Raw genomic sequence first — 14,335 nt, 5'->3', positions numbered from 1 at the left:
ATCCATCTTTATCGGCTGGAAACTCGCTCTGGATGGACTTGTGTATACACGGTAGCTTTTTTAAGGGGGGTTAGGGGGGATCTAAACGCTGTGAGGCAACTCTCAAAGACTTGTGTGTACACCGTAGCCCAAGTTTGGGAGAGGGATTTAGGGTGAGGGCTTTTGATTCATGAAAGAAGTCGAATGACCAAATTCTGTGACAATGATTAACAACCAACCAGAATACTGTATTTAAGCTACTCATGAGCCAAAGTTCTCAAAACAGCCCTTTACCAGGCAAACCTGTTCAATCATATTTCCAGTGGTTATACGCCTTCTGGAAATTCTCTCGCCCTCACACAATTATTGGTACAAGTCTGAGTGTTTTGGGTTTATATTTAATTGCCATTGCTATAAATAGAGACGCGATTAATCATATTTCTACAGACGCGATTAATCGCGTCTCTACAAACGCTATTCATGACATCTCTACATATTCCCTACTCCCTGTCTTCGGTGCATGGATTGGTTGTCTGTGTGGCAATGTTTATATTGTGGGGCTGAATCAATTAGAAGATGTAGAAATTGACAAGATTAATAAGCCTCATTTACCCTTAGCATCTGGTGAGTTTTCTCAGCAAACTGGGCAATTAATTGTCGCTTTGACTGGAATTTTGGCGCTGGTTGTGGCGTGGCTAACTGGCCCGTTTTTATTGGGTATGGTAGCAATTAGTTTGGCCATTGGTACTGCTTATTCTTTACCACCAATTCGCTTAAAACAGTTTCCCATTTGGGCGGCGCTGTGTATTTTTTCGGTGCGCGGTACGATTGTTAACTTAGGTTTATATCTGCATTACAGTTGGGCGTTGCAACAAAGCCAAACAATTCCGCCTGTGGTGTGGGTGCTGACGTTATTTATTTTGGTGTTTACCTTTGCGATCGCCATCTTTAAAGATATCCCCGATATGGAAGGCGATCGCCTTTACAATATTACTACTTTCACCATCAAACTTGGCCCTCAAGCTGTGTTCAATCTGTCTCTTTGGGTAATAACTGCCTGCTATCTGGGAATAATTCTGGTTGGGGTGCTAAACGTCGCCTCAGTTAACGCCATATTCCTAGTAGTTACTCATTTGGGACTGTTGGCTTGGCTGTGGTTGCGGAGTTTGACGGTAGACTTACAAGAGAAAAGTGCGATCGCTCAATTCTACCAATTTATCTGGAAACTCTTTTTTATGGAATATCTGATTTTTCCTATCGCCTGTCTTTTGGCTTAGACAATGCTAGAAACCTTTCCCACTAGTTCGATTATCGCTGCTGTTGTAGTTGTTCTGAGTCTGTCCATCCTTGGCTATTTCGCTTGGAAAACTTTGATAACTTCAGACTTGTTTCAAAAAGGTATCAATCTTGCCCAAGCAAAAGATTACCAAGGTGCAGAAGCAGCTTTTCGCAAAGTGATTTCCATCAACTCTACTAATGATGTCGTGCGCTTGTTTTTGGGAGATGTTTTAAACCAGCAAGGACAAGTAGAAGAAGCAACAGAATTATTTCGGGAAGTAATTCGCCGCAGTCCTAAAAATCCTGATGCTTACTTGCGTCTGGCGAATATTCTCATGCAGCAAGAGCGAGAAGAAGAAGCTAAAACTAACCTGCAACAAGCTAAAGATTTATTACAAAAACAGCGCCAACCTGAAAAAGCTAAAAAAATCACTCAACTATTAGATAAAATGAGTGCTAAGTCAAGCGAATCTTAAGTTTAATGAGAATTGCAGAGATTAAATTTTCCTGTTGTGTCTCCTAATTTTTTGCCATTCCCATCTTTATGGTGAGAATGGTTTTTATTTGGTAATTTACTATTGTATACCATAATTATGTCCGCAATTTCCGCAAGTTTAACCACTCTCTTCACAGCCCTTATAATTGCAATCGGATGCCCTTCAAGCTCCATAGCCACAATTAATTCATTTAGGCTTTAGAAGAGAAAATCTTAGTAATTTTAAATGATTGATTTTTGCAAAACAGCGATGATACTAACAGCCTTTTTGTTTGATAAAGACATATTGTAGTTTCTTTAAGCAGTGCAGAAATTAGACATATTGTATCACTAATACTTGAGTCAGTATCTAGGCATAATAAATTTAAAGTTTGTAGTAAGGACTTTAGTCTTGATAATTCTTGCTCTGAACGATAAATCGCTTACTACAAACTAGGAGTTTATTTTATATTTAATGATGTCTACCTACTTATACCAATTTAATGTGAAGTTGCACATATCTTGATCCCCCTAAATCCCCCTTAAAAAGGGGGAATTCAAAGTCCCCCTTTTTAAGGGGGGCTAGGGGGGATCGAATTCTATGCAGCTTCAGAAAGAATTGGTATTACTAAAATAGTATTAAGCAAGCGTAGATATTTAGTAGTAGATTTTATAGATTAAACAATCCAGTCTTTATGTCAAATATAATATCAGAATTGTGGACTAACTTTTTGACATCAGAATCATTTATTCCACATGGACACTGTTATCTATGGCAAACGAATTTAGTTTGGTTACACATATTATCTGACGCATTCATTGCACTAGCTTATTACTCGATTCCAGCTACACTCTTCTACTTTGTCCGCAAGCGACAAGATTTGCCCTTTGATTGGATTTTTTTGCTGTTTATTGGATTTATCGTAGCTTGCGGCACTACTCATTTAATGGAGATTTGGACACTTTGGCATCCAACCTATTGGGTGTCGGGGTTTCTCAAAGCACTAACTGCAACAATATCTGTAATTACCGCGTTAGAGCTTGTGCCTTTAGTTCCACAAGCACTGGCACTTCCTAGCCCTACTCAATTAGAACAAGCAAATCAAGAACTTCAAACCCAAATAGCCGAACGCTTACGGATAGAGGAAGAACTGCGAAAATACCAGAATCATCTCGAAGAAATGGTTGCTGTTCGCACCAATGAAATTACTCAGACTAACGAGCAATTACAACAAGAAATTCTTGAACGTCAACGCATCTTAGAAATTCTCCGGCAAAGTGAAGAACGCTACCGTTACTTGGCTGAGGCAATTCCTCAACTTGTATGGACAACTAAACCTAACGGTGAATGTGATTATTTTAATCAAAATTGGTGCGAATACACTGGGCTAACATTAGAGCAATCTTTGGGTTCTGGTTGGTTGGCTGCATTGCATCCAGATGATGTGCAAAGAGCTGATAAAGTGTGGTCTGATGCTGTCAAAAATAGCACTATATATAACAATGAATATCGCTTTAAACGAGCTGCTGATGGCTCCTATCGTTGGCAGCTAGCGCGAGGTTTACCACTCAAAGATGAGCAAGGTTTTGTAGTCAAGTGGTTTGGAACCTGTACAGATATCCACGAACAAAAACAAATACTTGAAGAACGAGCGCACCTGCTGGAATTAGAGCAAGTAGCACGAGCGAAAGCAGAAACAGCCAATCGAATTAAAGATGAATTTTTAGCCGTCCTCTCTCACGAACTACGGACTCCACTCAACGCAATTCTCGGCTGGTCAAAGTTGTTACAAACTCGCAGGTTAGACCAAACAAAAACATCTGAAGCACTAGCCACAATCGAGCGAAATGCTACCTTACAGGTTCAACTCATTGAGGACTTGCTGGATATTTCCAGAATTTTACAAGGCAAACTGACGCTGAATATCACGAAAATTAACCTCAAGTCTACGGTATTGTCGGCACTACAGACAATGCAGTTAGCAGCAGAAACAAAGTTGATTGAGGTGAATACAGTATTTGAACCGGGTGTGGGACAAATCATGGGCGACTCGACTCGTTTGCAGCAAGTCGTCTGGAATCTCCTTTCTAACGCAATCAAATTTACACCTAGAGGAGGAAAGGTAGAAGTGCGACTCCAGGAAACTGATGGCTATGCTCAAATAATTGTTAGCGATACGGGTAAGGGAATTAGCGCTGACTTTTTGCCATTCGTGTTTGATTACTTCCGCCAAGCAGATAGCACCTCTACGAGAAATTTTGGTGGATTAGGACTGGGATTGGCAATTGTGCGTAATATCATCGAAATGCATGGCGGCATCGTCAAAGCAGATAGCCACGGTGAGGGTCAAGGGGCAATATTTACTGTTAGCTTACCGCTTCTACCAGATGAAAGTTCAAAGCTGACGGATGGACAAAATTACCCTGCATTCTTAGCTAGTAACTCCTTACCTTTGAATAACATCAGGGTTTTAGTTGTCGATGATGATACTGATTCACGAGATTTTGTTGCTTTTGTATTAGAGCAAGATGGGGCTTTTGTGATGGCAGTATCTTCTGCTGAAGAAGCGTTGCAAACTTTAGCAGAGGTCAAGCTAGATGTGTTGGTAAGCGATATTAGTATGCCCGATATGGATGGCTATATGTTAATACATGAAGTCAGAACTCGGACACCAGAACAAGGTGGGCAAATTCCAGCAATTGCTTTGACTGCCTTTGCGAGAAACAATGACCACGAAAAAGCCCTAAAAGCTGGGTTTCAGATGCATTTACCCAAACCTCTTAACCCAGAAAAATTAATTGCAGCGATTGTTAAATTGATGGAAACAAAAGTTTCAGTAATTACCTAAAAATGACTTTTTACTTTTACATCAATCAAAAGCCCTCACCCTAAATCCCTCTCCCAAGCTTGGGAGAGGGACTTTGAAATGTCTCTTGTGTACAAATAGCCATTTATATGAGATTACACTTGTATCAAGTTAGCTTAATCACTTATAATTCCAGCTATAACCTCGCTAAAGCTACACTTTGGCTCTCCTAACAACAAGTGAGGAAGGGCTAAGATAGGGTTTTTTGACGATCGCAATTAGCCGAACTTGACATTATATATAAACCAAGCAGGTAAGGTAATAAAAATGCTGAAAAACAAGAATCTACTGGTAGCAGCTATTATCTGCTTGTGTTTGAGTAATGGGAATACTGCCTTTGGTCAAAATGTTAGCGTTATTTCAGCAAAAATTCAAAATACTCAGTCCGCAGTTATTCGGAACAAAAACGCAGTTGCTAACTTCGAGCAAGGAAGCAATCTCTATAAACAGGGAGATTTAAAAGGAGCGGAGGCGGCTTTTCGGAAGGCAATTGAACTAGAACCCAATTTTGCACAAGCCTATATAGCCTTGGGAAATACTCTCGACGATCGAGGTAAACCACAAGAAGCGATCGCTCAATATAATAAAGCCATTAGTCTCGATCCTCAAGACTCTAGAGCATATTTTAATCTAGGTTTGACTTTAGCAAGACTGAATCAATTAGAACCTGCGATCGCCCAATATCAAAAAGCCATCAGCCTTGAACCCAAGTATGCTGAAGCTCACTATAACTTAGGAAATGCTCTCTATGCTCAAGGCAAGCTAAAAGAAGCAGTTACCGAATATACAGCAGCAATTCGGCTCAAACCAGACTATGCACCGACTTACACCCGTTTAGGAAATGCTCTCTACGATCGAGGTGAGCTAGCAGAAGCAGTTACTCAGTATAAAAAATCTATTAGCTTTGATTCTAACTATGCAGACGCTTACTATTACTTAGGAAACGCTTTATACGCTCAAGGAAAGCCAGCAGAAGCAATCGCCAACTATACCGAAGCCATTCGCCTCGCTCCGAAAAATCCAGCAGGTTATAATGCTTTGGGAAATACTTTATACGCTCAAGGCAAACTAGAAGAAGCGATCGCACATTACCAAAAAGCCATCAGCTTCGCTCCTAACTATGCAGACGCTCACTATAATTTAGCAAGTGCTTTTTACGCTCAAGGCAAGCTCACAGAAGCAATCGCTGGCTATACCGAAGCGATTCGTCTCGATCCCAAACACGCACAAGCTTACACAGGTTTGGGAAATGCGATGGACGATCGAGGTAAACCTCAAGAAGCGATCGCACATTACAAAAAAGCCATTAGCCTTGTACCTAACGATGCATTCACTTACTATAATTTGGGAATCACTTTGGGAAGACAACAACAACCAAAAGAAGCGATCGTTAATCTCAAAAAAGCCAGAGAATTATTTCAAGCTGAGAAAAACAAGGAGATGGTTGAGCAAATCGATCGGCTAATCCAAAAAATTAATACCCAGGCGAATTGAATATGGGGCATGGGGAGCAGAGGAGCAGGGGAGAATAACTACTGACAAATGACAAATGACAAATGACAAATGACAAAGGCAAAGTCTACCTCGTAGGTGCTGGGCCTGGAGATGCAGAATACCTAACAGTAAAAGCTTACAATCTCTTAGCTACTGCTCAAGTGTTAGTCTACGATGCTTTAGTAGATGCTCAATTATTGCAGTGCGTACCAGATGATTGCCTGAAGTTGGATGTTGGTAAACGCGGTGGCAAACCCAGTACAAGTCAAGCAGAGATTAATAAGTTACTGGTAAAACACTGTCTGCAAGGAAAACAAGTTATACGCCTCAAATCAGGCGATCCGTTGATTTTTGGGCGTTGCACTTCCGAAATTGAAGCGTTGAAAGCATCCGGTTGTGATTTTGAACTAGTACCAGGAATTTCCTCAGCCCTTGCAGCACCCTTATTGGCAGGAATTCCCCTAACAGATCCGGTGTTAAGCCGCACTTTTGCAGTGCTTACAGCTCATGAACCAGAGGTTTTAGACTGGGAGGCGCTGTCACGCTTAGAGACACTGGTAATTTTGATGGGAGGGCGACATCTACGAGAGATTGTAGATCGACTGGTGCGGCATGGGCGATCGCACTTAACACCCATTGCCATCATCCGTTGGGCAGGAACTCCCGATCAACAAATTTGGACGGCGCAACTGGGCAATATTCTAGAACAAACCGCCGGATTATCCCTTTCCCCAGCGGTAATTGTGATTGGCGAAGTTGTTGGGCTACGCAAGTACTTACAACCTGAGAGAATAGATTGTCAGGTTTCTACTACAGCCAAAACTTTCAGCCCCCCTGCTATGTCAAGCAATTTTCCCCTATCTCCCCTTACTGGTAAAATTATTTTGGTGACACGTTCAGTTGGCCAATCGAGTCAATTTAGCGATCGCCTCATTGCATCAGGTGCAACAGTCATTGAAATGCCTACCTTAGAAATCGGCCCCCCCTCCAGTTGGGAAGCTTTGGATAATGCGATCGCTCATTTATCTGACTTTGACTGGTTAATTCTTACTTCTACCAATGGCATAGACTACTTTTTTGAAAGGCTAATTGTTCAAGGTAAAGATAGCCGTGCCTTAGCTGGCATCAAAATTGCTGTCGTTGGTGAGAAAACAGCCCAAGGTCTCAAACAACGCTCTCTGCAAGCAGATTTTATACCCCCTAACTTTGTTGCCGATTCTTTAGTAGAAAATTTCCCAGATAAATTAGATGGTAAAAAGGTGTTATTTCCCAGAGTTGAAAGCGGCGGTAGAGAAGTTTTAGTTAAGGAATTAACTCTCAAGGGAGCAAAGGTGATAGAAGTTGCGGCATATCAATCTTGTTGTCCTAGCAGTATTCCACCTGCGGCAAAGTTAGCTCTCCAAAACCGCAAGGTAGATGCAATCACCTTTGCCAGTTCTAAAACTGTACAATTTTTCTGTCAACTTACTAATAGTATATTTTTCAACAACTCTGATGCTAGCCAATTATTAGAGGGAGTTTGTATTGCCTCTATCGGCCCCCAAACCTCCAAAACTTGCCATGATTTATTCGGACGTGTGGATGTAGAAGCCGAAGAATACACTTTAGATGGTTTAACCCAAGCACTGATCGCATGGGCGACAAATTCTTAGATGAGGGGCAGGGGAGGCAGGGGAGCAGAGGAGAATAACTACTGACAAATGATAAATGACAAATGACAAAACGTATAATCGGCTTAACTGGAGGTATTGCCACAGGTAAAACTACTGTCACCAATTATTTAGCTAGCACTTATAACCTGCCGATTTTGGATGCAGATATTTATGCTAGAGAGGCAGTATCTTTAGGTTCGCCTATTTTGGGTGCGATCGCTCAACGTTATGGCGAACAAATTTTACTACCAGATGGCAGCCTCAACCGCCAAAAGTTAGGCGAAATTATCTTTAATCGTCAAGATGAACGCAACTGGATAGACAATTTGATTCATCCTGATGTGCGCGATCGCTTTCTCAAAGCCATTGCTCAGTCTTCCTCACAAATACTGGTGTTAGTAGTGCCTCTATTATTTGAAGCTGGGATGACTGATTTGGTAACAGAAATCTGGGTAGTGCGTTGTTCCCAAGAGCAACAACTACAAAGATTGATACAACGAAACCATTTAAATACAGAACAGGCACGAGCTAGGATTAACAGCCAATTATCCATCGAAGAAAAAGTGGCTCATGCAGATGTCGTTTTAGATAACTCTTCTACCCTAGAAGTACTACTGAAGCAGATAGATGTAGCTCTAGCCACGACAAGTAGTGACTAAATTATATTGATATTAAAATATATACATATATGACATTTTCAAGACATAAAAAGCTTATTAATTAATACTAGATAGTTAAGCAAAAAACTTATATCTCACCAAATCTCGTCCAACAGTTAGGTGATTTTACAGTTGAATCTGCGGTTAATGGTACTGTAAATTTAAAATAATCGGCTTTGAAATGAATTATAAGTTCTATTTTTTAAATGTTTTTAAGTGCCTTCTCTTCAATCAAAACAGGTATGAACTTAAGTTTTAGTTTTTTCAATAAATTATCTCTGGTTATCTCTCCAGTAACAGAATTAAAACAAAAGAATAAAATCCATGATTACAGACAACAAGTTTGTGGAGGCGACTACATATTTGAGCGCCTCAATGAAGGAACAATCGGGTACATGACTGGAGTAGGGAAAAGCGTTAAAGCTTGCGATCGCATTATTTTACGAGAAGGTTGTGAATCTTATCAATATCAAGTTGAAGAAATTGATTACTATTCAGATCCATCCGATATGTGGATAGCTTTACTCAAGCAAATACCGCATGACTAAATATTAAAGTCAACCAGTTTTTCAATTCTAGAGTTCAATACAGTTCATAATAAACAACAGAATTCTGATATAGAGACGCAATTTATCGCGTCTTGAAAAACCAATTATCTACACGATTCTCCTTCTTTTACTAGAGAATAGTAAAAGTAATACCAATAGGACTTACGCAAAAACCCTCTCAAACTCTCATTCCTCCGTGAACTCTGCGCCCTCTGTGGTTCGTTTTCCGTTACCCGTGCGTAAGTCCTAACCAATTGGAAAAAAGAATGCGACAAATAGACCCGTTGTAGAGACGCGATTCATCGCGTCTTTTACCCAAAGATGTGTTGCAATAATTAATTGAATTGGTATAAGGTATATCAGAGTCGCTTCCTCGCTTGTTATGAGGGAGTGAGGTATAAAAACCTCACTCAACCGAGAACAGATATATCTATGTTAAATCGATCAAAAAATGAGCTATTAAAGTATTTCTTTCATAGGATAGCAAGTAAAGATGCAAAAGATTTGGGTTATCTTTATCAAGGTGCATCACTGAACCATCAACTGCTAAGTGGTGATGATCTATCCACCTCTCCTGTGAATCTAGTAAAACACTGAAATAGGGGCTGACATCTGGATGATTTTTTGTTAATTCTTCATAGCTTTGATAAAAAGGAGGTATACCAATTCCCATCGGCATATATAAGCCTTTGGAATAATCTGCTACAGGCAATTGAGGAAGCGTTTTCAGATTAACGCCACTGATGAATAATCTATTTTTCTCACCAGTCTTGGTATCTATGAATCCTAGCTCAATTTCCTGTAAATTTTGTTCAACACCAATTGGTTTAATATTCCTTAAAATGGCTTTATCAAATTTGCCTATTCTCCAGTATTGATTTCCCCAAGGCTTATTTTGGTCGTAAAATCCTGGCGCTCGAAAACTTGCAAACTTAACTTCATTTTTAACGTCGTAAAAATCTCTCCATTTGGTGATGTTGGTTGCTAGCGTAGTTCTAACTTTTCTACTTTGCTCTCCTGATACAATTATCCTCTCATCAAGAGGGAACTGAGTAGCAACTTCTTTTTGATCGATTACATTTCTTAAAAGATTAGTTTTTACTATTGTGCCACTCGGATCTTGCCAGTGTTCTAATTTCCACCAATGCTGCCAATATGAAATCTTATTAATTTTTTCAAAAATATTTTTGTAATGTCCAATTGGGAAAGTAAACCAACTTTGATAATAAAGGGATTTATTATTATCCTCTTTAGTAAAAAGTAAAATTTCCCAAAATCCGGCATTTAAGCAATTATTAGCCAAAGCTATCTCTACAATATTTTGCTTTTCAAAACCATCTCCTCCAACAATTTCTATATTTTTGGAATTAGCAGGAAAACTAATCTGTTGCCTGTTCCACTCTCTATCTGTAAAAGCGATTATTTCTAAACCTCGATCTTTTTTAACCCATTCAGGTGCTTTAGGAACCAATAGCTCTAAATCAACATTTTTTATAACTATTTTTGCCGTATGTTTGTCTGTTGCTTCCAGTACGAAATCGAAATGCGTATCATCTTTCTTAATCAGTGTTAATTTTCGATTAGAATATCTTTTAAAATTTTTTCCTAATGGTGCAGGATTGGCTGGATAATCAACATTAGATAATTCTTGTAGTTTTACACTCATCTGATTATCAAATTTATATCTGGATTTAAACCAGAAACCACCTAGTCCCAGCAAACCAAGGCAGAGAATAAGAGTACTAAATAAAATCTGTTTATTCGTGACTCTGAAATTAATTTTGCCGAATTGGGAAATGCCTGCAATTTTTTCTTTTGCAGAGATGTTTTTCATCAGACAAATTCCTTTTTATGAGAATGCTGCTTAACAGCATAGCATTCTGCAAAACGGATGTCTTATTTATTTTTTCAACAAAGATGTTAATAAACAGTTATCTGCAATTAAGGGTTTAATACCAATTCTTACTTTTCCTTTATTGCACTTGCAGCAAACCGCTAAAGCGCCTACGCATAGCTGAAACCTGTATTTATTAGAAAATTGGACTTTTTCAACTTCACCAAAATTAGTCACAATAGAAAAAGTTTCACTCCTCAAAGCAAAAACTTTTACCCAACAACGTCGTTTACTTTCTTTAATTGGATAAAGTCGGACTAAGCTGTTGAAGAAACTCAATATTTAAATCTAGCTTTTCTCCTAACCATAGGGAATGAACTGCATGGTCTGCCACAGCATCCCCTGTCTCAGGGTGAACGAGAATATCCAATCCCTCACGATTGAGCATTAACCAAGGAACGACTTTCTCAAACTGATTCGGCAAGAAAGCAACTTGATACATCGCTTTTGGATGGGGCCCGATGGGCTTGTCAAACCAGCGTCCGAGTTGCACCTCAAACCTAGCGCCTAATCCTTCACGTACACGTGCAGCTGCATCCCGACTCGCAGGATCGAAGTAAACATGAGCATGAAAACCAGCGATCTCGATAGTATCTTCTTTCATAGATCCACTTTTCGCTCTCAACTCTAATTTTGGTAGCGGGCTTTTTATTTCTTACTAAAATCTACGACGGGCTACGCCTACGTTCAATTTTAGCCCAATACAGTGTAGTTAGGGAGCGGTTGTGGAGATTGAATTTACAGAGATCGTCGATTGAGATAACTAACTTTTATGGGGTAGGCAGCATACTGAGCGTTATCGTTAGCATAGCCTCTCGCACAGAAGTAGCGATCGCGCCAAAGTTTTGCCCACCCTAATTACGCAAGTTAAATGTGGAATAGCTTAGTGGTTAGTTAACGCTGAAAGCGCTTGTAGTTTCTTTGACAACTTCATCTATTTTAGGAGTAACTGAAAGATGCACAACATGCACTGAACAAGGAGCATGGTGAAGAACGTAGTTACTCACACTACCGAGAAATAGTTCCATCAACCGAGAATGACCCCGACGCCCCATAACAATTAGGTCAGCGTCACAACTATGGGCTAAATCACAAATAATGCGACCAGGATTACCAACATTTTGTGTAAATTCCGTAGTCACACCTGCTGTGTTTGCTTGGGCACAAAAAGATTGCAACATCTGGATTCCTAGATTTTTAAAGGTATCCCACTGTTTTTGGTATAACTCAAAGCTTTGACTGGTCAATCCTGGATAGTAGTCCATATTAGCCAGCATAGGAGCATAAGGACTACCCTCTTCTTCGGAAGATAGGACATGAAGTAACATTAAGCTCGCTTGTGTTAACTTTGCTAAATCCAATGCTTCCTCAAAAACCTGTTGCCCTATTTCTGAGCGATCTAATGCAACTAGAATCTTTTTAAACATCATAATAGACCTCCGATTTCATTGGTAATTGGTCTTTACGGTTTCGGGTTTCCAGATGCTGGATTGTCAAAAATGACTAATCCCTCAACTATGTTTAGCGACTTTTGAATTTTAAATCTCTTAAAGGTTTTCGCCCTATATTTATATTTATAGCAAAACAATTTGAGGAACTTGTGAGGAAAGCCAGCATTTATCTTTGAGCATGAGGGAGCATCCCGTTTTGGAATAAATATCTTTGGGTTTCGAGCCTAAATCCCTTTATCAAAGTTGCTATGCATTAGTCAAATTTTTCTTAATATTGCTGTAAATAAGTCAGGAACAGGATTGTAGAACAAGGCGATATGTGGATATTTGACAAAAGCAGAAGAATGTAAATGACGAAAATTTTCTAGGCGATCGCTAACCACAAACTGGAGAATTTGAGTGGATACCTATCAATGTTTTTGCTCTTGTTTTAAGTAAGTTATATTTTTGTTGAGAAAGATCCGGGTAATGGATAGCCTAAAAAGAGAGAAGTCAATATATTGCATACAAACGCAAAGGCTAAAACATTAAACAATCCGGTTGCCAATTGTCCACACTTCTCCATCAGAGCGGACATAGGGAACGGAGATTGTCTTAAAGCCAGTAATAAAGGGTTTGTAATAAATCTGCCAATACATTGGACTCAGTTGATTGGCACAAGCTTTAAGAAAACGGACTTCTGTCGCCAGTTCACTTGCTAGTTGATTAATGCGTTCAGCATGAACCTGAGCCACTTCTTTGGCTTCCTCTAGCTGCTGCTGTTGGATAAGTTGTTTGGATTCACCTTGCCAACGCACTAACTTACCTTGTTTTTGTTTTATCTTGCCTTCTAAAGCGGCGATCGCTGCATCTATGCCTTGGAGTTCAACTGATAATTGGGCATTTTCTCTGGCTTGACGGCGGTAAGCTTCCACCATTACCTGGGGTGAATCATTCTCGCCAGAGATGACATTATTTTTTATAGTGAGTGCAGCGCGTTCTTCTAAAAGAATCTGAATTTGAGAGTTAAGCGCCGCTATTTCAGCCTGAGTTTGCTCCATAAATCGAGTTTTAAGTGCTGAGTAAAATATTAAAAGCTTTTTGCGCCTTGGGTATCGAGAGAAAGCGATCGCACCTCGGCTGTAATTCCTTCTTCTTGCCAAGCAGCTAACATCGCCGCCTCCACAGCCTTTGAGTGTAACCGATCCGCCAAAGCTAACAGTGTCGGCCCCGCACCACTAATCACCATACCATAAGCACCAGCACTAACAGCTGCGATGTTGAGAGCATCATAACCAGGAATCAAAGCTTTCCGATAGGGCTGATGCAATCTATCTTGCAAAGCTGTCTTTAACCATTGTGCGTTACCAGTTTCCAAGCCACGCAACAATAATCCCAAATGTGCTGTATTGAAAATCGCATCCGCGCGACTCACCTCAGTTGGCAGAACGCCCCGCGCCTCGGAAGTAGAAAGTTCAAAATTAGGAATAGCCACAACTGGTACAACATCTTTATGCCAGGGAACATCACAAATTTCCCAACCTGCGCCACTGGTAGCAGCAAGACGACATCCTCCCAACAAAGCTGGAACTACATTATCAGGATGTCCTTCCATTGCGATCGCTAACTCCATCACCTGCGACTGAGACAGAGTTGCACCTTCTAGTTGATTAGCCGCAACCAACCCACCAACAATTGCTGTCGCCGAACTACCCAAACCCCGCGCCAACGGTACACCTAACTTAATCTCTATTTTCACAATCGGCGGTGTCTGCTCTATGTGTTGATAGAACTTGACAAACGCTTGGTAAAGGAGATTGCTCTCATCAGTTTGGACTCGTTCAGCTTCTGTACCAGTGACATGAATAGTTAACCCACCTTCTTCTAGGCGAGTAAATTTAAACTCGTTGTACAACTTTAAAGCTGCACCGATGCAATCAAAACCAGGCCCCAAATTAGCAGTTGTGGCGGGAACGGTAACAGTGATGCTAGAAACAACAGACATGGGTAAAACTCAGTAATCATCAACTAGCATCCCATGTATTGGTAGCAGTTTGGG

At 40.2% G+C, this 14,335-nt stretch carries 12 protein-coding genes; 7 read left to right on the top strand and 5 right to left on the bottom strand.

Features of this window, described 5'->3' with window-relative positions; genetic code table 11:
• The first annotated feature begins 242 nt into the window (after positions 1–242).
• The 7 genes from ACM0OX_RS00840 (at position 243) to ACM0OX_RS00810 (ending at position 8,952) form a co-directional block, all read left to right on the top strand.
• Entirely contained in the window at positions 243–1,256 is a 1,014-nt protein-coding gene (locus tag ACM0OX_RS00840; protein WP_414512266.1) for a homogentisate phytyltransferase, read from the top strand.
• A 3-nt stretch (positions 1,257–1,259) separates the two neighbouring features.
• The gene (locus ACM0OX_RS00835) at positions 1,260–1,733 is read left to right on the top strand and encodes a tetratricopeptide repeat protein (protein ID WP_335059250.1); all 474 of its coding nucleotides are present in this window, start codon (positions 1,260–1,262) and stop codon (positions 1,731–1,733) included.
• Positions 1,734–2,427: 694 nt separating this feature from the next.
• A complete protein-coding gene (locus tag ACM0OX_RS00830) occupies positions 2,428–4,581 on the top strand; it encodes an ATP-binding protein (protein WP_414512264.1) in 2,154 nt (717 codons plus the stop codon).
• A gap of 285 nt (positions 4,582–4,866) precedes the next feature.
• Positions 4,867–6,093: a tetratricopeptide repeat protein gene (locus tag ACM0OX_RS00825; RefSeq protein ID WP_414512263.1), complete on the top strand. Its 1,227-nt coding sequence runs from the start codon at positions 4,867–4,869 to the stop codon at positions 6,091–6,093.
• A gap of 62 nt (positions 6,094–6,155) precedes the next feature.
• A complete protein-coding gene (gene cobA / locus ACM0OX_RS00820) occupies positions 6,156–7,745 on the top strand; it encodes a uroporphyrinogen-III C-methyltransferase (protein ID WP_414512261.1) in 1,590 nt (529 codons plus the stop codon).
• A gap of 62 nt (positions 7,746–7,807) precedes the next feature.
• Positions 7,808–8,404, top strand: a complete 597-nt coding sequence (gene coaE / locus ACM0OX_RS00815) for a dephospho-CoA kinase (RefSeq protein ID WP_414512259.1) — start codon at positions 7,808–7,810, stop codon at positions 8,402–8,404.
• A gap of 242 nt (positions 8,405–8,646) precedes the next feature.
• Positions 8,647–8,952, top strand: a complete 306-nt coding sequence (locus ACM0OX_RS00810; protein WP_414512257.1) for a hypothetical protein — start codon at positions 8,647–8,649, stop codon at positions 8,950–8,952.
• 430 nt (positions 8,953–9,382) lie between these two features.
• Here the strand turns inward: ACM0OX_RS00810 and ACM0OX_RS00805 are convergent, their stop codons facing one another.
• From ACM0OX_RS00805 to thrB, 5 genes are all read right to left on the bottom strand, one after another.
• Positions 9,383–10,786, bottom strand: a complete 1,404-nt coding sequence (locus tag ACM0OX_RS00805) for a hypothetical protein (RefSeq protein ID WP_414512255.1) — start codon at positions 10,784–10,786, stop codon at positions 9,383–9,385.
• A gap of 298 nt (positions 10,787–11,084) precedes the next feature.
• Complete coding sequence (locus tag ACM0OX_RS00800) at positions 11,085–11,450, bottom strand: DOPA 4,5-dioxygenase family protein (protein ID WP_414512254.1); 366 nt, start codon at positions 11,448–11,450, stop codon at positions 11,085–11,087.
• A gap of 286 nt (positions 11,451–11,736) precedes the next feature.
• Entirely contained in the window at positions 11,737–12,273 is a 537-nt protein-coding gene (locus ACM0OX_RS00795) for a universal stress protein (RefSeq protein WP_414512276.1), read from the bottom strand.
• A 551-nt stretch (positions 12,274–12,824) separates the two neighbouring features.
• A complete protein-coding gene (locus ACM0OX_RS00790; RefSeq protein WP_414512252.1) occupies positions 12,825–13,337 on the bottom strand; it encodes a hypothetical protein in 513 nt (170 codons plus the stop codon).
• A 29-nt stretch (positions 13,338–13,366) separates the two neighbouring features.
• The gene (gene thrB / locus ACM0OX_RS00785; RefSeq protein WP_414512250.1) at positions 13,367–14,281 is read right to left on the bottom strand and encodes a homoserine kinase; all 915 of its coding nucleotides are present in this window, start codon (positions 14,279–14,281) and stop codon (positions 13,367–13,369) included.
• Positions 14,282–14,335 lie beyond the last annotated feature (54 nt).

It is taken from the genome of Nostoc sp. PCC 9305, from assembly GCF_963920915.1.
GTDB lineage: Bacteria > Cyanobacteriota > Cyanobacteriia > Cyanobacteriales > Nostocaceae > Nostoc.
The sequence above is the reverse complement of the archived record's forward strand: the minus strand, read 5'-3'. Positions and strand labels throughout refer to the sequence as shown.